The organism is Kitasatospora humi (genome assembly GCF_020907985.1).
Lineage (GTDB): Bacteria > Actinomycetota > Actinomycetes > Streptomycetales > Streptomycetaceae > Kitasatospora > Kitasatospora humi.
In genome coordinates, this window is sequence record NZ_JAJJPA010000023.1 from 15,749 (window position 1) to 39,811 (window position 24,063).

Below are 24,063 nucleotides of genomic sequence, written 5' to 3' on the forward strand. Positions count from 1 at the left end.
CCCGACGGGGAGCACCGCCCATGCCCGAGCTGAGCACCATCCTCAACGGCCACCCGTGCCAGGACCGGGCGGCCGTCCCGCTGCCGTCCGTGCTGATCGCCACCCGGCACGGCCAGTCCACGGCCAACGTGGAGTTCCAGCTCGCCGACACCACCGGCGCGCTCAGCGTGCCGATCAGCTGCCGGGACGCCGACATCCCGCTCTCCATGCTCGGCCAGGCCCAGGCCCAGGCGCTCGGCCGCTGGTGGGCCGAACTGCCGCCCGCCGACCGCCCGCGCGTCGTCTGGTGCTCGCCCTACGTGCGGGCCGTCGAGACCGCCCGGATCGCCGTCGCGCAGGCGGCCGGCCTGGGCTCGGTGCCGGTCGGCCTCCCGGTCCGGTACGACGAACGGCTGCGCGACCGCGAGCTCGGCGTCCTGGAGATGCTCACCCAGGCCGCCATCTCCAAGCACCACCCCGAGGAGGCCGCCCGCCGCCGCAAGATGGGCGAGCTCTACTACCGCCCGCCCGGCGGCGAGAGCTGGTCGGACGTCGCCCTGCGGGTGCGCGACTGCCTGCGGGACGTCTGCGCGGCGGAGTGCGGCCGCCCGGTGCTGCTGGTCGCGCACGACAACGTGGTGCTGATGCTGCGCTACGTGCTGGAGCAGTTGACCGAGGCGCAGCTGGTGGCGCTGGAGCCGGTGCGGAACTGCTCCGCCAGCCTGTGGCGGGCCGGGCAGGGGCGGCTGCGCGGCGAGCTGTGGAACGACGTGGGGCACCTGGCGGCAGGCGGGTCGAAAGGGTCGTCCTGATTGACGATCCGTGATCCGGGCCTCGCAGGGATGAAGGATGGCAATCAGACTACGGTCTGAGTACAGTCTGCGTATGAGCATCGCACACTTGGCTTCCGAGTCGGAGGCCGTCTCCTTCACCGACCTCTCCCGGAACCCCAAGGCTGTCGCTGCCAGAGCCGCAGCACTGGGGAGCTTGCGTGTCACGCACCGGGATTCGCCGGACATGGTGCTCACCACGGCGACTCGGGCGGAGCGCACGGAAGAAAACCTGACGACCGCGTCCCGGCTCTTTCTGGCCTTGATGAAACAGGACGACGGCGCCCGGTCGCTGCTGCTCGCCCTCCCCGAGGTGTTTCCGTGGGCGCGGCACCTCGATGACGAGGAGGTCCGCGAGTTCACCGTGGAACTCCTGGAGGCGTTGTCCGACGCCGCCGAGCTGGGCGCGAGGGACGCGGTCCACCGTGCGATCGTCTCCTGGCGCGCGACCGCTCGCATCAACGCCGACCCCGAGCAACTCAGGGACGCGCGGCGCCCGCTCGATGACGGCAACCTGGGGCCGGTCGAGGTGCACGAATGAGCCCGAAGAAGGGTGACCGGGTCAGCGTTCCACCACTGAGCGGTTGGAACGTCATCTTCGGGACGACGGAGGCCGTCACCGGCTGGGAGGAGTTGTGCAGGGTGGCCCTGCCCAACGCCCACCGGTGCCTGGACGCGCTCCGTGAGGACCCGGCGTCCCGGTCCAACTGGAGCCGTCAGCACCAGCTTCGCGGAAGGCATGCCACCCGCGACTGGAAGGGCTCCGCACTTGAGCAGTGGGAGTACGAGATCACCAGCGGTGGCCGTGTCCGCTACCTGGTCAGCTGGGAGACGTCGACCGTGATCATGGTGTATGCATCCCCTCGTCACCCGAAGGACACCGAGTAGCCGTCACCGCCGAGGGCGCCCCGGGCGGCCGTGGCCGGCCGGGGCGCCCTCGGGTCACCGGGCTCAGTCCAGGTCGAACCGGTCCAGGTCCATCACCTTGGCCCAGGCCGCGACGAAGTCGTTGACGAACTTCGCCTTGGCGTCGTCGCTCGCGTAGACCTCGGCGACGGCGCGGAGCTCGGAGTTGGAGCCGAAGACCAGGTCGGTACGGGTGCCCGTCCACTTGACCTCGCCGGTCACCGAGTCCCGGCCCTCGAAGGTGGTGGCGTCCTCGGAGGTCGCCGACCACTCCGTGCCCAGGTCGAGCAGGTTGACGAAGAAGTCATTGGTCAGCGTCCCCGGGTTGGCGGTGAAGACGCCGTGGGCGGACTGCTGGTGGTTGGCGCCGAGCACGCGCAGGCCACCGACCAGGACGGTCATCTCGGGGGCGGTCAGCGTCAGCAGGTTGGCCTTGTCCAGCAGCAGGTACTCGGCGGGGAGGCGGTTGCCCTTGCCCACGTAGTTGCGGAAGCCGTCGTAGGTGGGCTCCAGGGCGGCGAACGACTCGACGTCGGTCAGCTCCTGGGTGGCGTCCGTGCGGCCCGGGTGGAACGGCACCCGGACGTCGAAGCCGGCGTCCTTGGCCGCCTTCTCGACGCCGGCACCGCCGGCGAGCACGATCAGGTCGGCGAGCGAGATCCGCTTGCCGCTCTGCTCCGCGTTGAACGCGCTCTGGATGCCCTCCAGGGTGCGCAGCACGGTGGCGAGGCGGTCGGGCTCGTTGACCTCCCAGCCGCGCTGCGGCTCCAGGCGGATCCGGGCACCGTTGGCGCCGCCGCGCTTGTCGCTGCCGCGGAAGGTGGAGGCGGAGGCCCAGGCGGTGGCGACCAGCTCGGCGACCGTCAGGCCGGAGGCGAGGATCCGCTCCTTGAGGGCGGCGACCTCCGCATCGCCGACCAGCTCGTGGTCGACGGCCGGGACCGGGTCCTGCCAGATCAGCGTCTCGCTGGGGACCTCGGGGCCGAGGTAGCGGGTGACCGGGCCCATGTCGCGGTGGGTCAGCTTGAACCAGGCGCGGGCGAAGGCGTCCGCGAACTGGTCGGGGTTCTCCAGGAAGCGGCGCGAGATCGGCTCGTAGACCGGGTCCAGGCGCAGCGACAGGTCGGTGGTGAGCATCATCGGCGCGTGGCGCTTCGCCGGGTCGTGGGCGTCGGGGACGGCGTCCGAGGCCGCGCCGTTCTTCGGCTTCCACTGGAAGGCGCCGGCGGGGCTCTTGGTGAGCTCCCACTCGTAGCCGAACAGGGTCTCGAAGAAGCTGTTGTCCCAGGCGGTCGGAGTCGGGGTCCAGGCTCCCTCGAGGCCGCTGGTGATGGCGTCGCCGCCCTTGCCGGTGCCGAAGCCGCTCTTCCAGCCGAGGCCCTGCTGCTCCAGCGGCGCGCCCTCGGGGGGTGCGCCGACCAGGTCGGCGGGGCCGGCGCCGTGGGTCTTGCCGAAGGTGTGGCCGCCGGCGATCAGCGCGACGGTCTCCTCGTCGTTCATCGCCATCCGGCGGAAGGTCTCACGGATGTCGCGGGCCGCGGCCAGCGGGTCCGGGTTGCCGTTGGGGCCCTCCGGGTTGACGTAGATCAGGCCCATCTGGACGGCACCGAGCGGGTTCTCCAGCTCGCGGTCGCCGGTGTAGCGCTCGTCGCCGAGCCAGGTGGTCTCGGGGCCCCAGTAGACGTCCTCCTCCGGCTCCCAGACGTCCTCGCGGCCGCCGCCGTAGCCGAACGTCGTGAAGCCCATCTCCTCCAGGGCCACGTTGCCGGCGAGGACCATCAGGTCGGCCCAGGAGAGGCTGCGGCCGTACTTCTTCTTGATCGGCCAGAGCACCCGGCGGGCCTTGTCGAGGCTGGCGTTGTCCGGCCAGCTGTTGAGCGGGGCGAACCGCTGCTGACCGGCACCGGCGCCGCCGCGGCCGTCGCTGATCCGGTAGGTGCCCGCGCTGTGCCAGGCCATCCGGATGATCAGCGGGCCGTAGTTGCCGTAGTCGGCCGGCCAGAAGTCCCGGGAGGTGGTGAGGACCTCGGCGATGTCCCGCTTCACCGCGGGCAGGTCGAGGGCCTTGAACGCCTCGGCGTAGTCGAACTCCGCACCCAGCGGGTTCGCCTCGGCCGGGTTCTTGGCGAGGATCTTCAGGTTGAGCTGTTCGGGCCACCACTGGCGGTTGCCGCCACCTTGCGTGGGGTGCGGGGCGCGCCCGTGCACGACCGGGCAGCCACCCGTGCCCTCAGCCTTCGCTACGGCGTCGTGGTTCTCAGACATCGGAATCCTTCCGGACCAGGCGGATGCGGGTATGTCTTGAAAGTGCTGCGTCTCTTGACCGGTGTGTCTCTTGGCTATCTTCAGAACCGATCCTACGATGGACAGAGTCTAAGTCAAGATCCGACACACCTTCGGATCCGATCAGACCCCGGACACCCATTGGTAAACTTCGGGCGTCCCCCGAACCGAATAGGTGAAACCCATATGAGCGACCTGCTGGAGCGACTGCGTGGGCGTGGCTGGCGGCTGACTTCCCAGCGGCGCGTCGTCGCCGAGGTCCTCGACGGCGACCACGTGCACCTCACCGCCGACGAGGTGCACGCCCGGGCGACCCAGCGGCTGCCCGAGATCTCCCGCGCGACCGTCTACAACACCCTCGGCGAGCTGGTCTCCCTCGGCGAGGTCATCGAGGTCTCCACCGACGGCCGCGCCAAGCGCTACGACCCCAACGCGCACCAGCCGCACCAGCACCTGGTCTGCTCCGGCTGCGGCACCATCCGCGACGTGCGCCCGCTCGGCGACCCGCTGGCGGACCTCCCGGCGGACCAGCGGTTCGGCTTCACCGTCTCGGAGGTCGAGGTCACCTACCGCGGGCTCTGCCCCTCCTGCGCATGACACCACAGCAGTCAACGTAGCGGCCCGGAGCGCAGCTCCCCCGGGAAAACCCGAAGTTCGCCGGAAAATCCCCTCCCCCTGCTGAGGCATCGTCACCTCCGCCCGGGCCGAGGACCATTGACGCCGAGTAGATACTGAGTGTAGATACTGGGTTATGACAGTTCCCCTCGCCTTACTCGGGCTGCTGGAACGGGCGCCCAGCCACGGCTACGACCTCAAGCGCGACTACGACAACCTGTTCGGGCGCGACAAACCGCTGCCGCCCGGCCAGGTGTACTCGACCCTCGGGCGGCTGGCCCGGGACGGCAAGGTGGTGATGGACGAGGTCGGTCCCGGCACCGGCCCCGACCGCAAGCGCTACGTCATCACCGACACCGGCGCGGTCGAGCTGCACTCCTGGCTCGCCGAGCCCGCCGACCCCGAACCGCACCTGCAGACCGTGTTGTTCACCAAGGTGGTGCTGGCGCTGCTGCTGGAACGCGATGCCGCCGGCTACCTCGACGCCCAGCGCGCGTCCCATCTGCGCCGGATGCGCGAGCTCACCGAAGTGCGGCGCGGCGGCGCCCTGGTGGACCGCCTGCTCGCCGACCACGGCCTCTTCCACCTGGAAGCCGACCTGCGCTGGATCGACCAGACCGCCGCCCGGCTCGGCCAGCTCGCCGAGGAGGTGCTGCGATGACCGGCATCGTGCTGGAGGCCCGCGGGCTGGAGCTGTCCTTCGGGCCGACGCCCGCCCTGCGGGGCGCCGACCTCGCCGTCGAGGCCGGCGAGATCCTGGCCATCATGGGCCCCAGCGGCTCCGGCAAGTCGACCCTGCTGCACTGCCTGGCCGGCATCCTCACCCCCGACGCCGGGGAGATCGAATTCGCCGGCCGGCGGCTGGACACGATGAAAGAGGCACAGCGCAGCGAGCTGCGCCGGGACCGCTTCGGATTCGTCTTCCAGTTCGGCCAGTTGGTGCCCGAGCTGACCGCTGAGGAGAACGTGGCGCTGCCGCTGCTGCTGGGCGGCCGCAAGCGCGCCGCCGCGCTCGCCGAGGCCCGCAGCTGGTTCGGGCGGCTCGGGCTGGACGGCCTGGAGGCCCGCCGTTCCGGCGAGTTGTCCGGTGGCCAGGCCCAACGCGTCGCGCTGGCACGGGCCATGGTCACCCGGCCGGACGTCATCTTCGCCGACGAGCCGACCGGCGCGCTGGACTCGCTCACCGGCGAGCAGGTGATGGACCTGCTGGTCTCCACCGCCCGCGAGCACGGCACCACGGTCGTGGTGGTCACCCACGAGCCCCGGGTGGCGGCCTGCGCGGACCGTGAAGTCACCGTCCGGGACGGCAGGGTGACCACCGCCTTCATGGAACGGATGGCTTCGTGATCAGCCTGGGCATCCGGTTGGCCCTGGCCGGCGGTCGGGAGGCGCTGGCCCGGCTGGTCGTCATCGCCTGCGCCGTGGCGGCCGGGGTCGGCCTGCTGCTCGGCATGCTGGCCGCGATCAACGGCGTGCACAGCCAGGACAACCGCTACTCCTGGCTCAACAGCGCGCACTCCACCGACACCCCGCGCAGCGGGGTGGACCCGCTCTGGTGGCGGCTCAGCGGCGACGCCTACCAGGGCGAGCGGATCGGCCGGGTCGACGTGGCCGCCACCGGCACCAACTCACCGGTTCCACCCGGGATTCCGAGGCTGCCCGCGCCCGGCGAGTACTACGCCTCGCCCGCACTCGCCAGGCTGCTGGCCGACCTGCCGGCCGACCAGCTGGCCGACCGCTACCCCGGCCACCTCGTGGGCACCATCGGTTCGACCGCCCTGCCGGGCCCCGACTCGCTGGTCATCGTGGTCGGCCGCACGCCAGCGGAGGTCAAGGCCGCGGACGGTTCTCATGAGATCACCTCGATCACGACCACCCCGTCGACCGACTGCGACGACTGCCCGGTCGGCCCCAAGGGCAGCTCCGTGATCCTGATCCTCTCGGTGACCGCCGGGGCCCTGGTCTTCCCGGTGCTGATCCTGGTCGGCATGGCGACCCGGCTGTCCGCTGCCCGCCGGGAGTACCGGTTCGCGGCGATGCGGCTGGTCGGCGCCACCCCGCGGCAGGTCTCCGTGATCGCCACCGCGGAGGCCGCGCTCGCCGCCGCGGCCGGCGTCGCGATCGGCTTCGCGGTCTTCCCGCCGATCCGGCTGGCACTGGTACGGATGGACTTCACCGGTACGCCGTTCTTCCTCAGTGACCTGTCGCTCAACCTCTGGGACGTGCTGCTGGTCGTCCTCGGGGTGCCGGTCGCGGCCGCCGTCGCAGCCGGGATCGCGCTGGCCCGGGTGCGGGTCTCGCCGCTCGGGGTGGCCCGGCGCGTCACGCCCCCGCCACCCAGGGCCTGGCGGCTGCTGCCGATGCTGCTGGGCGTCGCGGAACTGGCGTTCTTCATCGGCCGACGGCCGAACACCTCGGCCGGCCAGTCGATGGCGTTCACACCCGGCATGGTACTGATCCTGGGCGGGCTGGTGTACGCCGGACCGTGGCTGACCATGGTGGGCGCACGGCTGATGGTGGGACGCAGCAACGACCCGGCCGTGCTGATCGCCGGACGCCGGCTGGCCGACGACCCCAAGGCCGGCTTCCGCTCGGTCGGCGGGCTGGTGCTGGCGCTCTGCGTCACCACCGGATCGGTTGCCATCATCACCGCGATCACCGCCGAACGCGGGCTGCCCGAGATCTACACCGCCGGCGCCGGCGCGGCCGTCGACCACACCGTGCTCGGCTCCTACCTGACCGGGTGGGGGGACGATGGAAGGCCGACCGGTGCGGAGAAGCCGCTGCCGGCGTCGGTGACGACGCAGTTGCGGGCGATTCCCGGGGTAGCCGGGGTGACCGTGATCCACGCCGATCCGCTCGGCACCCCCGACCCCACGGAACACCAGGGGCCCGTCGGCGCGGCACGCCAGGGCGGACTGGCCTCCTGTGAACAGCTGGCCGGCACCCCGCTGTTCCACACCTGCGCAGCGGGAGCCCAGACCGCCACCACGGCGGCCGATTTCGACGGTTTCGGGGTGGACATCGGGAGCAACTGGCCGCGGCAGTGGCCGACTTCCAGCGTGCCGGCCGCACAGCTGGACGGCCTGCCGGTGCTCGACGTGGTGGTGGGAACGACGGGCTCCGCCGCCACCGTCGAGCGGGTCCGGACGCTGCTGGAGGGCACCTACCCCGACCGTGCCATGGCCCCGTGGACGCTGAGCGAGTACCGCACGCAGGCGCAGGGCCAGTTGAGCTCGTTCCAGCGGCTCGCCAACACGGTCACCCTGGCCAGCCTGGTGGTCGCCGGGTGCAGCCTGGCCGTCGGTGTGGCCGGCGGACTCAGCGAGCGCAGGCGGCCGTTCAGCCTGCTGCGACTGACGGGTGTGCAGTTGGGGGTGCTGCGCCGGACGGTGCTGCTGGAGAGCGCGATGCCGCTGCTGGTGGTGTCGGGGGTGGCCATCGGCATGGGGTTCCTGGCGGCCGAGCTGTTCCTGAAGGCGCAGTTGGGCTACTCGGTGCGCTCGCCCGGTGCGATGTACTGCGTGATGGTGGTCGGCGGGCTGGCGGCGTCGCTCGGGGTGATCACGTCCACCCTGCCGCTGCTGCGGCGGATCACCGGGCCCGAGGCCGCGCGCAACGACTGAATCCCGGTGCGGGTGACGGCAGCCGCGGGGGAGCTGCCGTCACCGCGTTCCGCGGTCAGGGCTGCGGTGGCCGGCCGGCCGCCCGGGCGGCGTTGTCCACGATGGACCGGAGCGCCGCCAGGTGGTCGGCCAAGGCGGTGCGGCCGGCCTGGGTGAGCGCCAGCCAGGTGCGCGGGCGCTTGCCGACGTACCCCTTGCGCACCTTGACGTAGCCGGCCTCCTCCAGCGCCGAGACGATCCGGCTGACGCTGGCGTCGGAGATCCCGCAGTAGTCCCGGACCGCACCGAACTCGGCTTCGTGGCAGCCGGAGAGGAAACCGACCAGGGCGAGCCGGGTGGGGTGGTGGATGACCTCGTCGACCCCGCTCATGCCCGGGCCGCCCGTGCCCGCTCACGAGCGCTGTGGAACCACAGGTAGCCGCCGAGCACCAACCCCGAGACGACGGCACCGAGCTGCCAGCCGAACGGGATGGCGACCAGCCAACTCGCCCCCCAGAGCAGCATGCTGACCAGATGGCCGCGCAGCCGCTCCTTCCGGTACGGGTGCTCCTTGGGCAGCACCAGGACCCCGCCGGGCCGGGCCGCCGCCGCGTGCACGGCGACGAACGCCACCGCGACGACGATGACCAGGGCCGACAGCCAGACCGCCGGATGGTCGGCGGCGAGTTGGAAGGGCGCCGCGATGTAGCAGGTGGCGCCCAGGATGCCGCGGGCCGGTGGGTACCAGGCCGGCGTCGGGCGGGGCGCGACGGCGGCGGCGCGGGCCTGGCGGTAGACGCCGAGCGCGGCGGCAGCGGCTGACGGGTCGTCGGAGACTGACATCGGTATCCCCCTTGTTGCGGCTCGTGCTGATGGCTCATCAGCCGGGCATCTACTTTTGCAGTGCGAAAGTAGTTTTGGCAAGCCTGATGATCTTTGCTCGTTCATGCTCGCCAGTACCGCGCTATTGACGCTAACGCGCAGCGACGGTGCACTGGTCGCGCACCGAACACCGTCCCCCCACGGAAGGAGCCCGGCGTGCCCTCAGTCCGCCGCACACTCCGCGTTCTGCTGACCTCCGCCTGCCTGGTCGCCGCGCCACTGCTGGTGAGCCGCCCGGCCTCGGCGGCCGCCGCCGGCCACGCCCCCGCACCGCCCGCCCGCACCCCCGCACTGGCCGCCACCCCGCCGATGGGCTGGAACGACTGGGCCCACTACCAGTGCGGCATCACCGAGCAGACCATCACCGGCAACGCGGACGCCCTGGTCAGCAGCGGCCTGGCCGCCAAGGGCTACACCACCGTCACCGTCGACGACTGCTGGATGGCGAGCAGCCGCGACGCCGGCGGCCACCTGGTCGCCGACCCGGTCAAATTCCCGCACGGCATGGCCTGGTTGGGCAGCTACCTGCACAGCCGCGGCCTGAAGTTCGGCATCTACGAGGACGCCGGCTCCAGCACCTGCGGCGGCTACCCCGGCAGCGGACGGCCGCAGGGCGGCGGCGCCGACCACTTCGCCGAGGACGCCGCCGACTTCGCCTCCTGGGGTGTGGACTACCTGAAGCTGGACGGCTGCAACCTCTACACCGCTCCCGGCCAGACCCAGGAGCAGGCCTACCACCAGGCCTACGACGCCGAGGCCGCCGCGCTGGCCGGCAGCGGACGGGCGATCACCTTCTCGGAGTCGGCGCCCGCCTACTTCCAGACCGGCGAGTGGGGCAACCCGAGCTGGTTCTCGGTGCTGGGCTGGGTCGGCGGCGACGGCCAACTCTGGCGCGAGGGCTGGGACATCGCCACCTATGACGCGAGCAGTCCGGGCACCTCGCGGTGGAGCTCGGTGCTGGGCAACTACGGCTACAACCGCTGGATCGGCCGCTACGCCAAGCCCGGCAACTGGAACGACCCCGACTTCCTGATCGCCGGCGACCCGGGGCTGACCGACGACGAGGCCCGCAGCCAGGTCGCCCTCTGGTCGATGATGGCCGCGCCGATGATCCTCTCCTCGGACGTCGCCCACCTCTCCCCCGCCGGGCTCGCCGCGCTCGGCAACCCCGACCTGATCGCCCTCGACCAGGACAGCCTGGGCGAGCAGGCCGGGGTGGTCGCCACCAACGGCTCGACCGACGTACTGGCCAGGCCACTCGCCGACGGGGACCGGGCGGTCGCGGTGCTCAACCGGACCGGCAGCGCGCAGTCGGTGTCGGCGCCCCTTGCCTCGGTGGGCCTGCCCGGCTGCACGGTGAGCGCCAAGGACCTGTGGACCGGGGCGAGTTCGACCGCCTCCGGCTCGCTCACCGCCACCGTGCCCGCTCACGGCACCGCCGTCTGGCGCCTCACCCCGCACGGCTGCGCCGCCCCCGCGCCCACCGGCCAGTTGACCGGCAATGGCGCCAAGTGCGTTGACGATTCCGGCAGTTCCACGGCGGACGGCAACCCGGTGATCCTCTACACCTGCACCGGCAACCCCAACCAGCAGTGGACCCGCCAGTCGGACGGCACCATCCGGACGCTGGGCAAGTGCCTCACCGCGTCCGGCACTTCAGCCGGCTCCTGGGTCACCCTGAGCACCTGCGCCGGTGCCGGCGCCCAGACCTGGACCGCCCAGCCGGACGGCACCTTGGTCAACGCCGGCTCCGGCCTCTGCCTCGACGTCTACGGCGGCGGCACCGCCGACACCACCCGCCTGGACGCCTGGCCCTGCGGTGATCACCAGGCGAACCAGGCCTGGTCGCTTCCGGTCTGACGCGCCACGCCCCGAACGCCGGCCGCGGGTGTCCACGCCCGCGGCCGGCCGGTGCCCGGGAGTCAGCCCGCGCCCCGCGCCAGGTCGCAGCCGAACGCCCGGCGGTAGGCCAGCGGCGTCGTTCCCACCCAGCGGCCGAAGTGGTGGCGCAGGGTGGCCGCGTTGCCGAAGCCGACTCGGGTGGCGACGGCCTCCACGGGGTGGTCGGTCTCCTCCAGGAGGCGCTGGGCGTAGAGGACGCGTTGGCCGATGAGCCAGCGCAGCGGAGTGGTGCCGGTCTCCTGCTGGAAGCGGCGGGCGAAGGTGCGGGGAGCCATGTGGGCGCGGGCGGCCAACTGGTCGACGGTCCAGTCGCGGTCGAGCTCCTCGCGCATCCAGTCGAGGACCGTGCCGAACGAGGTGGTGGACGGCCGGTCCGGGAGCGGGCGGCTGATGTACTGGGCCTGGCCGCCGTCCCGGTGCGCCGCCACCACCATGCGGCGGGCGATGCCTCGGGCCACTTCGGCGCCCTGGAGCTTGCGGACCAGGTGGAGGCAGGCGTCGATGCCGGCCGCCGTGCCCGCCGAGGTGATCACCGGGTCCTCGTCGACGTAGAGCACGTCCGGCTCCACCGTGGTCAGCGGGAACCGCTCGGCGAGGTGGTCGGTGTAGCGCCAGTGGGTGGTGCTGCGCCGCCCGTCCAGCAACCCGGCCGCGCCGAGCAGGAAGGCGCCGCTGCAGATGGAGAGCACCCGGGCGCCGCGCTCCACCGCCTCACGCAGCGCCCCGCACAGCTCGGACGGGTACTCGGCCCGGATCCCGGCGGCCGTCACCACCACCAGGTCGGCGGTGGCCAGCCGCTCCACGCCGTGTGGCACGTCGACGCTGAAGCCGGCGTGGGTGCGCAGCGGGCCGGGCCGCTCGGAGGCGAGCGCGAAGTCGTAGACCGGCAGCCCCTCTTCGCTCCGGTCCAGCCCGAAGACCTCGCAGGCCACCCCGAGTTCGAAGGGGTGGACCTCCTCCAGCACGACCGCGACGACGTCCCGCAACATGCCCGCCAGCCTAGCGCGCCACTGGCAGCAATTCGACGGACCATGGCGTTCCTGCCACTCGTGGGGCTCCCCGGCGAACGGAAGAGTGGCGGCATGACCTCTTCCACGCTGGCGAGCGCACTCGCCGTACTCGGCCTGGCCACCGGAACCGGGCTGCTCGGCTACCTGGTCGCGGGCGACGTGGACCGCACCACCCGGCCCGGCCGCGACGACGTCCACCGCCCGGACGGCCCTCCGGCCGCCCCGGCCCGGTCCGACCGCCCGCACCCGGCTCCGGCGGCCCCGCCCAACCCCGATCGGCTGCGCGGAACCCTCCCCGCCGCCTCCGAGCTGGACTTTGGCACACTTGTCCGATGGACTTCCGGATCCGCCGCGCGACCGAAGCCGATCTGCGTCCGGCGGGTGAGGTGACCGTCGAGGCGTTCGTCGGCGACGGCCACGTCGACCCCGACGGCCGCTACGCGGCCCTGCTGCGCGATGCCGCCCGCCGCGCCGCCGAGGCCGAGCTGCTGGTCGCCGTCGACGCCGCCGACCAGGTGCTGGGCTGCGTCACCTTCGCGGTCGGCGGCACGGAGTGGGCCGACATCGCCACCCCGGGCGAGGGCGAGATCCGGATGCTCGCCACCGCGGCCGCCGCCCGCGGCCGCGGGGTCGGCGAGGCCCTGGTGCGCACCACCGTGGCCCGCAGCCGGGAGCTCGGCCTGACCGGCATGGCGTTCTCCACCCAGCCCCGGATGACCGCCGCCCACCGCGTCTACGAGCGCGTCGGCTTCCGCCGCACCCCCGAGCGCGACTGGCGGCCGGTGCCGGAGGTCGACCTGTGGGTGTACACGATGAGCTTCTGACGGGCCGCCGGTCAGTGCTCGGCCGGCTGTTCGGCCTTCGCCGGGCCGCCCTTGACCGGGCCGCCCTTCGCCGGGCCGCCCTTGGCCGGGGGCTTGGCCGGCGCGGCGTTCCGCTGGACCAGGATGACCCGCAGGTTGGGCAGCCTGGTGGTGCTGACGGTGTGGAACTGCCTGAGCTCCTTCTGCACCTTGTCCGTGATGGCGCCCCACGGCCGGCCGTCGTTGCTGCCGACCAGCACCCAGATCCGCTGGACCCCCGCCATGCAGGGCGTCGGGTCGTAGCACTCGATCGCGCCGAAGCCCTTGGCCTGCTGCGGCGTCCTCTGCATCAGGATGTCCTTCGGCGCGGGCTTGCCGCGGAGCTCGTAGGCGATGGCACGCCGGGTCGAGGTGCCCGGCTCGAAGATCATCCCGTCGCCCGGCCGCAGCCCCGCGCTGATCACCCCGGCCGCCCCCCGGGTGTCCTGCTCCCACCCCAGGTCGTTGCGGACGGTGGACTGGGCCGGCCAGGAGACCGCCGCCGCCGCGAGGAACACCAGCACCAGGGGCAGCACTCCGCTGAGGATCCGCGGCGGCGTCCGCGAGGCGGTCAGCGGCGAGACCAGACCCGGCACCCGGCCCACCGCGGCCGCGCAGAGCAGCGCCCAGCCGGGCACCGTGAAGAGCAGGTAGCGGTCCAGGAAGAGGTGCAACCAGGAGGCCGTCGCCGCGGTGGCGGCCACCGGCAGCAGCACCCAGCAGGCCAGCAGCCCGACCGGCTGACGCAGCGCCAGCAGTCCGACCAGGCCGAGCAGCCCGACGACCAGCATCGACCAGCCGAGCGTTCCGGAGCCGGCCAGCTTGCCCGGCAGTTCGCCCAGGTCGTGCCAGTCCTTGGTGTTCCAGGCGATCTGGCCGCTCTGCCGCGCTCCGAGGATCACTCCTGGGCTCAGCAGCAGCAGCGCCGCCCCGGTCGCCACCGCCCAGCGGCGCGGTAGCACCCAGCGCAGCCGGCGCTGCCGGCCGCGGTTGGCCGTGGAGAGCACCAGCGTCAGGTGCCCGGCCAGCAACGACAGGGTCACCAGGTGGGTCAGGCCCATCCCGACCACCGAGAGGGTGTAGCCGGTCCAGGAGCGCACCGTGGGCCCGTGCCACCAGGTGGGCCGCCCCGGCCGGACCGGCAGCGAGGCGGGGTCGACCAGCGGACTCTGCACCATCCGCACCAGGGTCAGCGTGCTGAGCACCGCGGCGAGGACCGCGAAGGCGTAGGGACGGGCGTCCTGGCCGTACCAGGTGATCGCCGGGCAGACGGCGAAGAGCAGACCCGCCAGCACCCCCAGGCGGGGGTTGAAGAGCCGCCGGCCGAGCAGCGCGACCCCGGCGGCGGCGCCGGTGACGGCGAAGGCCGAGGGCAGTCGCAGCGCGGCCTCGGAGTCGCCGAACACACCCGTCCACAGGTGCAGCAACGCGTAGTAGGGCGCCAGCACCAGGTCCATGTGCGATATCAGGTCACCCAGCTGGCTCCAGGTCAGCTGGGCCGCCCACCAGCTCGCGTGCTCGTCCCGCCACAGCTGGCGGTCCCCTATGCCGTAGCAGCAGAGCACCAGCGCCAGTACCGCCGGCCCGGCGGCGGTGGCGAGGGCGGACCGCCAGGCGGGCGACTCGGCCGCACCGGTCCGCCGGTCGCGCCCCCGGCGACCGGCGGACCAGTGCTGCTCCGGAGCGGTGCGGTCGGACGCCTCCATGCGAATCGCCATCGTTACTGCTTCACCCAGATCCGGTAGTAGCCGGTGCCGCCCGTCGTGTGGAAGGGCACCCGGCCGAGCAGACGGTAGTGCGGGCTCTGACTGATCGCCTGGACCACGACCTTGTCCTCGTCCGGCGTGGCCACACCGTCGAGCACGATCAGGTCGAACCAGCCGTCGGCGATCGCGGCGCGGTAGCCGTCGTCACCGGAGTGCAGCTTGCCCGCCCTGTCGACGTAGCCGATGCCGTAGGTCGAGGTCCACTGGTCCTGCCGGGTCTGTGCCCGCAGGTAGTAGACGGGCACGTTGTCGGCCGAGGCCAGGTAGCGGCCGTGGCTGTTCACGTGCTGCTTCAGCACCGCGATCATCTGGGTGGAGTTCGGCCAGGTCTCGAAGCGCCAGACGGACTGCGACAGGCCCAGCGAGAGGGTGATCACCCAGAGCAGGATGCCGAGTTGGGGATGCCGGAAGTGCGACCCGACCAGCCGGGAGAGCCCGATCCCGGCCATCGGCGCGGCGAAGAGCAGGCCGAACCCGAGGTGCTTGTAGAGCGCCACGGAGGTGTGCAGGTGGATCTGGTAGGCGGGGGCCAGCAGTGCCGTGCCCACCAGGAGCAGGCCGAGCAGCCAGCGGCGCCGCGGCCCGGGGCCGGTGGCGTTGCGCACCAGCGGTGACTCGTTCATCCGGCCGCGGACCGCGTAGGCGACCATGCCCGCGCAGGCGGTGGCGAACATCAGCCCGCCGTACTCCACGCACTGCCGGACCAGGTCCATGGTCTTCTCGTTGCCGTGGGCGCGGTTGGTGGTGGTGGCCTGGACGCCGGAGAGCACATTGGTGAACCGGAGTCCGAGCCAGAGCAGCACCGCCATTCCGGCCGCCAGCAGCGCCCCGCGGAGCAGCGGCTGGCGGATCTTGTTGCGGTGCCCGGTGAGCAGCGCCAGCACCGCCAGCGTCGGCAGGTAGAGCGCCGAGGCGTACTTCAGTCCGACCGCGAGCACCGCGACCGGGGCGGCGAACAGCACCAGGGCGGCCGGCGCCCGGTCCGTGCGGATCACGATCCAGGCCGCGAGGGCCAGTAGCAGCACCGCCGGCGCGTCGTAGGTGGCGAAGAAGCCGAGCACCACGGTGGACTGGGTGACGGCGAAGAGCGCGGCGGCGCCGAGCGCGACCCGCTCGTTGAACATGCGCCGGCTGAACGCGTACAGCAGGGAGGTGGCGCCGAGCATGCAGAGCAGGCTGAACAGGCGCACTCCGAGCATCCCGAAGTGGTTCTCGATCACCGCCGCGGCGATCGGGTAGAGCACCGGGGAGCCGGAGAAGTAGGTGTTGTAGTCCTTGGGCAGCGCCAGGCCGTGGAGGAAGTGGTCCAGCTCCATGTGCCCGGCGTACATGTACAGCGCCTCGTCCTGGAACGCCGTGTTGGACAGGCGCACCGAGAGCGCGGTCTGCAGGAGCAGGATCGCCAGCAGCAGCAGCCGGCTGACCCAGGTCCGCCGGCGGCCCGGGTCGATCGCCCAGCTGGCCTCGGGGATGGGGGCGAGCGTGTAGCCGGGGCCGTCGTCACCGCGGCGCGGTTCGTCGGCCACCGGGTCGTCGGCCGTGTCCCGCCCGGGCTGAACCGGCGGGGCACCGCCGCCCGTCCTCCTGGCTGAGGACATGTCGAGTCGCATCGTCGGCGAGTCGACCGCGTGGTCGTGCCCCCCGGGTGCGGCCTGCCGCTTGGCGGTGAACCAGGAGCCGCCGGAATCGGGCCGTCGCAGCGGCCCGTCTTCCTGGTGCACCGGGAACTCGTCGAGGTGCTCGGTGGAGGAGGTCATCAGGGGTTTCTCACGTCGAAGCCGTAGCGTCCGTCGGACACCGCGCGCTTGAAGGCGGCCAGGGCCTGGGGGTCGCTGTCGACCTTCCAGTCAACTTCCTTGTTGTAGTCGAACCAGATGAAGCCCAGGCAGTCCGGATGCGCGATCACTCCGGCGGCCAGGTTGGCGATGTCGGCCGGCTTGCGGGCCCCGGGCTCGGAAGCCGTCTCGGAGATCAGGAACGGCTTGTCGGTGAACTGCCGTACCTCGGTGAGGGTGGGGATGTAGAGCTGCTGGAAGGTGCCGGCCTCCAGGTGCGTGTAGTACGCCACGATCCCCACCCAGTCCACGTAGGTGTCACCCGGGTAGTACGGCTGCAGCTGCACGTTGGGCATCGGGTTGATGCTGTTGGGGCTCCAGACCCAGATCACGTTGCCCGCACCGAGTTGGGCGAAGACGTCGTGCACGTGGCGGTAGGCGGCGACGAACTGGTCGGGGGTGGCGTGCTTGGTGCCCCAGGCGTACCAGCCGCCGTTCATCTCGTGGGCGAAGCTCAACGCGACCGGCACGTCGAGGTTGCGGATCGCCGCCGCGTAACCCCTGATGTAGTCGTCGGACTTGCCCGCCGCGATGTCGGCCAGGCTGACGGTGAACGGCTCCCAGGCGATGTACGACACGGCGCCGGCGTCCCAGGCGTTCTTGGCGCCCTTGGCATCGAAGTTGTCGCCCCAACCGGAGTACGACTCGATCAGGTTGGGCTGCTTGCCCACCTGCTGCGCGAAAGCGGTGATCGAGTCCATCGAGGTGGGAGCGCCGTCGGCGGAGACGCCGAGGTACTTGTGCGCGGGCTTGAGCAGCGGCCGCACGTCGTAGGGCAGCGCGGCCGGTCCGGCGGACGCGGACGCCGGGGCGGCGGACGGGGCCGCACCCGGGCTGCTCGGGTCCGGGCCCGGGCCGACCTGCTTCTCGCCGATCAGCGACGCGCAGCCGGTCAGGCCGAGCGCCAGACCGAGGGCCGCCAGCGTACGAGCGATCCGGTGCACGGTCGGGCGGTTCACCCGGTCACCTCCTGGGAGCGCGGCTGGATCAGGATCCGTCCGACCGTGACCGCGTAGAAGAGGCCGGAGGAGAGCACCAGCGCGAAGTCCGGCGGGTGCAGGGTGAACATCCGGTAGACCGCGGCGACCACCCAGACCAGCGCGGTGGTCCCGCCCCAGCCGATCAGCCCGATCCAGAACCGCAGTTGGCGGTTCTTGCGGGCCCCGCTGGAGCCGGTCGGCCGCCAGCCCTGCGGCCGGCGCCGGAGCAGGTCCCAGATCGCGAAGAAGTGCGCCCAGCCGAACATCATCCGGGTCGCCCAGGCCTCCAGGCGGTACGGCGCGCGGTGCCACAGCGGGAAGATCAGCGTCGCGTACACCAGGCTGGGGATCACCAGCAGCAGGTGCTTGACCTGCAGCAGGTCGGGCCGGCAGAGCAGCAGCATGATCGGCAGCAGCGGCATCGCGAAGGTCAGCAGCGCCGTGTGGATGTAGTAGAGGAAGCCGGAGACGTAGCACAGCCGGGTGGTGAGGCTCAGCTTGGTGTGCCAGAACTTGTGGCTGGTCAGCAGGCTCATCGAGCCCATGCACCAGCGGTACTGCTGGTTCTGGAAGGCCCCCAGGCTGTCCGGGCAGACACCGGTGGACAGCGCGACCGGCACGTACTGCAGGTCCCAGCCCAGGGCGCGCAGGTCGAAGCCGGTGTGCACGTCCTCGGAGTGGGCGATCAGCGTGGTGCCGCCGTTCTCCTCCAGCGCGGCCCGCCGGTAGACCGCGCAGCTGCCGACGCAGATGGCACCGTCGTTGCGCTGCCGGGCCACCTGGACGGTCCGGTAGAAGAGCTCCTGGATGGCGCCCGCGCCGCGCTCGATCCAGTTCTGCGAGTCCAGCACCCGGAAGTACTGGGGCGACTGCACGATGCCGAGGCCCGGGTCGCGCTCGAAGTAGGGCAGCAGCTCTTCCAGCAGGTCGTGGCGGGGTGCGAAGTCGGCGTCCAGGATCAGGATGTAGGTGCCGTCGCTGCGGCCGAAGCCGTAGTGCAGGTTGCCGGCCTTCTTGAACCAGCCGCGGTTCTCGCGGGTGCCGTACTGGAAGCCGAAGTCGGCGGCCATCGCCTCGACTTCGGGGCTCGCCGCGTCGTCCAGGACGTACGGCGTCACCAGGCCCGGGTACTGCTCGCGGAGCTTGCGGACGTGGATCCAGGTGTTGTGCAGGGTCTCCAGCGGCTCACCGCAGACCGGCAGGAAGACGTCGACGGTGGGGTACCGCTCCGGCTTCCAGGAGCGGACCAGCCGGCGGTGCTCCTTGACGTCGAAGTTGGGCGTGAAGCTGTTCACCCGCAGCGACACCAGGTAGTAGACGACGGTGAACAGCAGGAAGGGCAGGCAGAGCCAGAACCAGACCGAAGCCTGGAAGAGTTCCACCTGACTGACCACCAGGCAGCCGAAGCTGATCACCGAACAGAGCGTGAGCACCCACTGGTGACGGATGGTGTAGCTGTACTTCTCCCGGTTGGTGGGGGGTTCCGGCAGCAGTCGGCTCGGCGTGGGCTCCGGCAGGGCCGATCCACCGCGTCGCCGCGTCCCCCCGCCACCCCGGCGCCTACGGCCGGTACTGGTGGCAACGCTCACCGCGGACCTCTCTCCTGACTCGCTCGTCTCGCCGCCGCTCGGCCACGGTGCACCCAGGGCTGACGAAGCCTCCCAAAGCCGGGAATCCTATCCGACCCCCCGACAGCCGGACGCCGGGTCAGTTGCCGTTCTTGGCCGTGGCCCGGGCCAGCAGCTGCTGCCGCGCGTAGTCGGCGAAGGACGGTCCTGCGGCGGTGGCGTCCGGGTCGGTCATCGCACCGCCCTGCTTGATGCTGCCGGACACCGTGAAGTACGCATAACGGCCGACCGAGGCGTGCGTCTCGGTGCAGCCGGAGGCGATGCAGAACTGCGGGACCCCCTGGCCGGACAGGCCCTGGATCTGGCCGGTCCGCTTGGCCATCGCCTGGTCGGCCACGTCCTTGGTGTCGAAGACGGCCACGCCGACCGTCACCGCGGCGTCGCCCGAGACGTAGGTGGCCCGCACCAGTTCGTGGCAGGCGGTGTCGCCCAGGGCGAGCCCCAGCCCGCCGGTGGTGGCCTTCGAGCACGGCTGGGTGATGCCGGTCGCCTTGCGGGTCCAGGTCTTGCCGTCGGCCGTGCGGGTCTGGTCGGCGAACAGGGTGGCGGCATCGATCGGCGCCTTGTCCGTGGCCGAGCTGGAGATGAACTTCTCGGCGTCCGGGGTGGCCGGGGCCGGGGCCGGGGCGGTCGCCGTCGGCGTCGGATGGTCGTCGGCCTGCTTCTTGCCGTGATCGTTCATCAGGAAGGCCGTCACGCCGCCGCCGACCAGCACGAGGGCGAGGACGCCCGCACCGGCCCAGATCCAGCGGCGCCGCCGGGACTCCGCCTCGTGGCGGTCGGCCATCGCCTCCCAGTCGGGCTGGACCGGCTCGGCTCCCGGACCGGCGTTCGGGACCGGCTGCTGGTGGGCCGCGGCGGGCCAGGGACCGGTCGGCTGCGCCTGCTGGGGGAAGGGCGGTTGACCCGGCGTCGGGCCGGGTGTCGACGGCGGCTGCGGCGGACCGTAGGAGGCGGGTGGCGGACCGAACCCACCGCCCGGGGCGGTCGGCTCCGGCCCCGGTCCCCCGAGCCCTGGCTGGGCGGGCTGGTGCGGCCAGCCGGCCGGCGTCTGGTTCCCCTCGCTCATGAGCCGAAATCGTAGGCCATGGGCCGCTGCCGCAGTCGGCCGGTAATCAATCCGTGCCCCGGCAGCGCTCGAAAAGCTTGGCTCCGTCACCGGTCCGACACGACGCGCCATACTACATCTGGGGGTCAGCTTCGAACGCACCACTAGATGTATGCTCACTTCCGCTGTCGACGCAGGGGAACCCGGTGCGAGTCCGGGACTGCCCCGCAGCGGTGTGCGGGCGCCTGCCCGCGAGTCCGAGGGCCTGCCGACGGTGTGCCACCCGGCCTTCCCGCCAAGGCCTTGCAGCACTGTTCCACCGTCCGGGCCTCGCGGGTGGGCCAGGGGGGCGATGCGCGCCTGCCGATCCGGCGCGTCGGCCTGCCCTGCCTCCGTGAGCCCGGACGCCCCAGTCCGCCGCCGCCACAGGAGAGAGTGCGCCTTGACCGTCGCCGCCTCAGTTTCCCTGCCCTCACAGGGGCTCGCCGACGCTGCCCAATCCGACCCCGGTGCGGAGCTGCTGCGGCTCCTCACCAGCCGGAGCGCCGACCTCCCCCAGGTGGACCCCGGCCACGTCGCCGCCGCCGCGCTGCGCGGCCGCCACGCCGGCTCGGACTTCGCCGAGCTGCGCGGGCTGGCCGTGGACGCCGCCGCTTCGATGATCGCCGAGGACCCGCAGTACTCGAAGCTGGCCGCCCGGCTGCTGGCCCAGGAGATCATCGACGAGGCCGCCTCCCAGGGCGCCGTCTCGTTCGCCACCTCGATCGCCGTCGGCCACGCCGAGGGGCTGATCGGCGACGCCACCGCCGACCTGGTGGCCAAGCACGCCGCCGCCTTCGACGCGCTGGTCGACCCGGAGGGCGACGACCGCTTCGAGTACTTCGGACTGCGCACCGTGCAGTCCCGCTACCTGCTGCGCCACCCGATCACCCGCAAGGTGGTCGAGACCCCGCAGTACTTCCTGCTCCGGGTGGCCGCCGGCCTGGCCGTGGGCGACAGCGAGCAGTCGGTGGCCGAGGTCGCCGAGCTCTACCGCCTGATGAGCCGTCTGGAGTACCTGACCAGCTCCCCCACGCTGTTCAACTCCGGTACCCGCCACCCGCAGATGTCCAGCTGCTACCTGCTGGACTCGCCGCTGGACAACCTGGACTCCATCTACGAGCGCTACGCCCAGATCGCCCGCCTCTCCAAGCACGCCGGCGGCATCGGCCTGTCCTACAGCCGGATCCGCTCCCGCGGCAGCCTGATCCGCGGCACCAACGGCAAGTCCAACGGCATCGTGCCGTTCCTGCGCACCCTGGACTCCTCGGTGGCCGCGGTCAACCAGGGCGGCCGGCGCAAGGGCGCGGCCTGCGTCTACCTGGAGACCTGGCACGCGGACATCGAGGAGTTCCTCGAACTGCGCGACAACACCGGCGAGGAGGCCCGCCGGACCCACAACCTCAACCTGGCGCACTGGATCCCGGACGAGTTCATGCGCCGGGTGAACGCCGACCAGGACTGGTCGCTCTTCTCGCCGGCCGACGTGCCGGAGCTGGTCGACCTGTGGGGCGCGGAGTTCGACGAGGCCTACCGCAAGGCCGAGTTGGCCGGCAAGGCGGTGCGCACCATCCCGGCGCAGACCCTGTACGCCCGGATGATGCGCACCCTGGCGCAGACCGGCAACGGCTGGATGACCTTCAAGGACGCCTCCAACCGGGCCGCCAACCAGACCGCGCTGCCGGGCCGCACGGTGCACTCCTCCAACCTGTGCACCGAGATCCTGGAGGTCACCGACGACTCCGAGACCGCGGTCTGCAACCTGGGCTCGATCAACCTGGGCGCCCACCTCGCTGACGGCGCGTCGGCCGACGACCTGCTGAACGCCATGGACTGGGAGCGGCTGGACGCCACCGTGCACACCGCGGTGACCTTCCTGGACCGGGTCGTCGACATCAACTTCTACCCGACCAAGGAAGCCGGCACCTCCAACTCCCGCTGGCGGCCGGTGGGCCTGGGCCTGATGGGCCTCCAGGACGTCTTCTTCAAGCTGCGCCTGGGCTTCGACTCCGCCGAGGCCAAGCAGCTGTCCACGCTGATCGCCGAGCGGATCATGCTGGCCGCCTACCAGCGCTCCAGCGAGCTGGCCGAGCAGTTCGGCCGGCACGAGGCGTACGGCGAGACCCGCGCGGCCCGCGGCCAACTGCACATCGACCACTTCGAGGCCGCGGCGCCGCAGTGGGCCGACCGCTGGGCCGAGCTGCGGACCCGGATCGCCGCGACCGGTCTGCGCAACTCGCTGCTGCTGGCCATCGCCCCGACCGCGACCATCGCCTCGATCGCCGGCGTCTACGAGTGCATCGAGCCGCAGGTCTCCAACCTGTTCAAGCGCGAGACCCTGTCCGGCGAGTTCCTGCAGGTCAACCCGTACCTGGTGAAGGACCTCAAGGAGCTGGGCGTCTGGGACCAGCAGACCCGGGACGCGCTGCGCGACGCCAACGGCTCGGTGCAGGAGCTGGGTTGGCTGCCCGAGGAGGTGCGTTCGCTGTACCGCACCGCCTGGGAGCTGCCGCAGCGCGCCCTGATCGACCTGGCCGCCGCCCGGCAGCCGTACATCGACCAGAGCCAGTCGCTGAACCTGTTCATGGCCGCCCCGACCATCGGCAAGCTGAGCTCGATGTACGCCTACGCCTGGAAGGTCGGTCTGAAGACCACCTACTACCTGCGGTCCCGCCCGGCCACCCGGATCGCCCAGGCCGCCTCCGGCTCGGCCCGCACCGCCGCCCCCGCCCTGCCCGTCAGCGGCTCCGCCGCGGGCGCCCCCGCCCTCACCCAGGCCGAGCAGGACGCCATCGCCTGCTCGCTGGAGAACCCCGAGTCCTGCGAGGCCTGCCAGTGATGTCCGACGACCGCAAGATGCTGCTCGACCCCGGCTTCGAGCTGACGCTGCGTCCGATGCGCTACCCGTCGTTCTACGACCGGTACCGGGACGCGATCAAGAACACCTGGACCGTGGAGGAGGTGGACCTGCACTCCGACGTCGCCGACCTCGCCAAGCTGAGCGAGGGCGAGCGGCACCTGATCGGCCGGCTGGTCGCCTTCTTCGCCACCGGTGACTCGATCGTCGCCAACAACGTGGTGCTGAGCCTCTACAAGCACATCAACTCCCCCGAGGCGCGGCTCTACCTCTCCCGGCAGCTGTTCGAGGAGGCGGTGCACGTCCAGTTCTACCTGACCCTGCTGGACACCTACCTGCCCGACCCGGACGACCGCGCGGCGGCCTTCGCGGCGGTGGAGAACATCCCCTCCATCCACCAGAAGGCGCAGTTCTGCTTCACGTACATGAACGCGGTCGACCACCTCGAGTCGCTGCGGAGCAAGGACGACCGCCGGGCCTTCCTGCTCAACCTGATCTGCTTCGCGGCCTGCGTGGAGGGCCTGTTCTTCTACGGCGCCTTCGCCTACGTCTACTGGTTCCGGTCGCGCGGCCTGCTGCACGGCCTGGCGACCGGCACCAACTGGGTGTTCCGCGACGAGTCCATGCACATGGACTTCGCCATGTCGGTGGTGGACACGGTCCGCGAGGAGGAGCCCGACCTCTTCGACGACAAGATGGCCCAGCAGGTCACCGAGATGCTGGAGGAGGCCGTCGAGGCCGAGCTGCAGTTCGCCCGCGACCTCTGCGGTGACGGCCTGCCGGGGATGAACACCGAGTCGATGCGGCAGTACCTGGAGGCCGTCGCCGACCAGCGCCTGGCCCGCCTGGGCCTGCCGATCCGCTACGGCTCGACCAACCCGTTCGGCTTCATGGAGCTGCAGAACGTCCAGGAGCTGACCAACTTCTTCGAGCGCCGGGTCTCCGCCTACCAGGTCGCCGTCGAGGGTTCGGTCTCCTTCGACGACGACTTCTGACGGGCCGCCGGCAGCGCGTCGAACGAAGGGGCCGCCGTCTTCCGTCCGGAAGGCGGCGGCC

General features: G+C 71.7%; 21 protein-coding genes and 1 riboswitch. Of the genes, 12 read left to right on the plus strand and 9 right to left on the minus strand.

Annotated features, from left to right (window positions below):
• Positions 1 to 20 precede the first annotated feature (20 nt).
• The 3 genes from LN042_RS21510 (at position 21) to LN042_RS21520 (ending at position 1,697) form a co-directional block, all read left to right on the plus strand.
• Complete coding sequence (locus LN042_RS21510) at positions 21 to 791, plus strand: histidine phosphatase family protein (protein WP_230052923.1); 771 nt, start codon at positions 21 to 23, stop codon at positions 789 to 791.
• Positions 792 to 864: 73 nt separating this feature from the next.
• Positions 865 to 1,350: a prevent-host-death family protein gene (locus LN042_RS21515; protein WP_230052924.1), complete on the plus strand. Its 486-nt coding sequence runs from the start codon at positions 865 to 867 to the stop codon at positions 1,348 to 1,350.
• The gene (locus LN042_RS21520; protein WP_230052925.1) at positions 1,347 to 1,697 is read left to right on the plus strand and encodes a hypothetical protein; all 351 of its coding nucleotides are present in this window, start codon (positions 1,347 to 1,349) and stop codon (positions 1,695 to 1,697) included. The genes LN042_RS21515 and LN042_RS21520 overlap by 4 nt, the downstream gene beginning before the upstream one ends.
• A 63-nt stretch (positions 1,698 to 1,760) precedes the next feature.
• Here the strand turns inward: LN042_RS21520 and katG are convergent, their stop codons facing one another.
• Positions 1,761 to 3,980, minus strand: coding sequence for a catalase/peroxidase HPI (gene katG, locus LN042_RS21525; RefSeq protein ID WP_230052926.1), 2,220 nt, complete (start codon positions 3,978 to 3,980; stop codon positions 1,761 to 1,763).
• Between the two features lie 204 nt (positions 3,981 to 4,184).
• Here katG and LN042_RS21530 point away from each other — a divergent pair, with 204 nt between their 5' ends.
• From LN042_RS21530 to LN042_RS21545, 4 genes are all read left to right on the plus strand, one after another.
• A complete protein-coding gene (locus LN042_RS21530) occupies positions 4,185 to 4,595 on the plus strand; it encodes a Fur family transcriptional regulator (protein WP_230052927.1) in 411 nt (136 codons plus the stop codon).
• A 154-nt stretch (positions 4,596 to 4,749) separates the two neighbouring features.
• Positions 4,750 to 5,274 carry a PadR family transcriptional regulator gene (locus LN042_RS21535; protein WP_230052928.1) on the plus strand — a complete coding sequence of 175 codons (525 nt, stop codon included), beginning with the start codon at positions 4,750 to 4,752 and terminating at the stop codon, positions 5,272 to 5,274.
• Positions 5,271 to 5,960, plus strand: coding sequence for an ABC transporter ATP-binding protein (locus LN042_RS21540; RefSeq protein WP_230052929.1), 690 nt, complete (start codon positions 5,271 to 5,273; stop codon positions 5,958 to 5,960). Before LN042_RS21535 ends, LN042_RS21540 begins: the two co-directional genes overlap by 4 nt.
• The gene (locus tag LN042_RS21545) at positions 5,957 to 8,239 is read left to right on the plus strand and encodes an ABC transporter permease (RefSeq protein WP_230052930.1); all 2,283 of its coding nucleotides are present in this window, start codon (positions 5,957 to 5,959) and stop codon (positions 8,237 to 8,239) included. Before LN042_RS21540 ends, LN042_RS21545 begins: the two co-directional genes overlap by 4 nt.
• 55 nt (positions 8,240 to 8,294) lie before the next feature.
• On the opposite strand, the gene LN042_RS21550 is transcribed toward LN042_RS21545, so the two are convergent.
• Positions 8,295 to 8,609 (minus strand): winged helix-turn-helix domain-containing protein, encoded by a 315-nt coding sequence (locus LN042_RS21550; RefSeq protein ID WP_230052931.1) that lies wholly within the window; start codon positions 8,607 to 8,609, stop codon positions 8,295 to 8,297.
• Positions 8,606 to 9,061 carry a hypothetical protein gene (locus LN042_RS21555; protein WP_230052932.1) on the minus strand — a complete coding sequence of 152 codons (456 nt, stop codon included), beginning with the start codon at positions 9,059 to 9,061 and terminating at the stop codon, positions 8,606 to 8,608. Before LN042_RS21555 ends, LN042_RS21550 begins: the two co-directional genes overlap by 4 nt.
• 195 nt (positions 9,062 to 9,256) lie before the next feature.
• Here LN042_RS21555 and LN042_RS21560 point away from each other — a divergent pair, with 195 nt between their 5' ends.
• Positions 9,257 to 10,960 (plus strand): ricin-type beta-trefoil lectin domain protein, encoded by a 1,704-nt coding sequence (locus LN042_RS21560; RefSeq protein ID WP_230052933.1) that lies wholly within the window; start codon positions 9,257 to 9,259, stop codon positions 10,958 to 10,960.
• A gap of 62 nt (positions 10,961 to 11,022) precedes the next feature.
• Here LN042_RS21560 and LN042_RS21565 read toward each other — a convergent pair whose 3' ends face one another.
• Positions 11,023 to 11,991: a helix-turn-helix domain-containing protein gene (locus LN042_RS21565; RefSeq protein WP_230052934.1), complete on the minus strand. Its 969-nt coding sequence runs from the start codon at positions 11,989 to 11,991 to the stop codon at positions 11,023 to 11,025.
• Positions 11,992 to 12,084: 93 nt separating this feature from the next.
• Here LN042_RS21565 and LN042_RS21570 point away from each other — a divergent pair, with 93 nt between their 5' ends.
• Together LN042_RS21570 and LN042_RS21575 are read left to right on the plus strand one after the other, a co-directional pair.
• Positions 12,085 to 12,402, plus strand: coding sequence for a hypothetical protein (locus LN042_RS21570; protein ID WP_230052935.1), 318 nt, complete (start codon positions 12,085 to 12,087; stop codon positions 12,400 to 12,402).
• Positions 12,345 to 12,836, plus strand: coding sequence for a GNAT family N-acetyltransferase (locus tag LN042_RS21575; RefSeq protein WP_230052936.1), 492 nt, complete (start codon positions 12,345 to 12,347; stop codon positions 12,834 to 12,836). The genes LN042_RS21570 and LN042_RS21575 overlap by 58 nt, the downstream gene beginning before the upstream one ends.
• An 11-nt stretch (positions 12,837 to 12,847) precedes the next feature.
• Here the strand turns inward: LN042_RS21575 and LN042_RS21580 are convergent, their stop codons facing one another.
• From LN042_RS21580 to LN042_RS21600, 5 genes are all read right to left on the minus strand, one after another.
• Positions 12,848 to 14,572 (minus strand): glycosyltransferase family 39 protein, encoded by a 1,725-nt coding sequence (locus LN042_RS21580; RefSeq protein ID WP_230052937.1) that lies wholly within the window; start codon positions 14,570 to 14,572, stop codon positions 12,848 to 12,850.
• 2 nt (positions 14,573 to 14,574) lie between these two features.
• On the minus strand, positions 14,575 to 16,377 hold the full coding sequence (locus LN042_RS21585) for an ArnT family glycosyltransferase (RefSeq protein ID WP_230052938.1): 1,803 nt from the start codon (positions 16,375 to 16,377) through the stop codon (positions 14,575 to 14,577).
• Positions 16,377 to 17,414, minus strand: coding sequence for a glycoside hydrolase family 26 protein (locus LN042_RS21590; RefSeq protein WP_230052939.1), 1,038 nt, complete (start codon positions 17,412 to 17,414; stop codon positions 16,377 to 16,379). The genes LN042_RS21585 and LN042_RS21590 overlap by 1 nt, the downstream gene beginning before the upstream one ends.
• On the minus strand, positions 17,411 to 18,868 hold the full coding sequence (locus LN042_RS21595; RefSeq protein WP_230052997.1) for a glycosyltransferase family 2 protein: 1,458 nt from the start codon (positions 18,866 to 18,868) through the stop codon (positions 17,411 to 17,413). Before LN042_RS21595 ends, LN042_RS21590 begins: the two co-directional genes overlap by 4 nt.
• Positions 18,869 to 19,142: 274 nt before the next feature.
• Entirely contained in the window at positions 19,143 to 20,132 is a 990-nt protein-coding gene (locus LN042_RS21600) for a hypothetical protein (RefSeq protein ID WP_230052940.1), read from the minus strand.
• 145 nt (positions 20,133 to 20,277) lie between these two features.
• Positions 20,278 to 20,398: riboswitch (cobalamin riboswitch) on the plus strand.
• A 179-nt stretch (positions 20,399 to 20,577) separates the two neighbouring features.
• Between LN042_RS21600 and LN042_RS21605 the strand changes: the two genes are divergently transcribed.
• Both LN042_RS21605 and LN042_RS21610 read left to right on the plus strand, forming a co-directional pair.
• A complete protein-coding gene (locus LN042_RS21605) occupies positions 20,578 to 22,989 on the plus strand; it encodes a ribonucleoside-diphosphate reductase subunit alpha (protein ID WP_372495794.1) in 2,412 nt (803 codons plus the stop codon).
• Positions 22,989 to 24,002 carry a ribonucleotide-diphosphate reductase subunit beta gene (locus LN042_RS21610; RefSeq protein WP_230052942.1) on the plus strand — a complete coding sequence of 338 codons (1,014 nt, stop codon included), beginning with the start codon at positions 22,989 to 22,991 and terminating at the stop codon, positions 24,000 to 24,002. The genes LN042_RS21605 and LN042_RS21610 overlap by 1 nt, the downstream gene beginning before the upstream one ends.
• Positions 24,003 to 24,063: the final 61 nt, after the last annotated feature.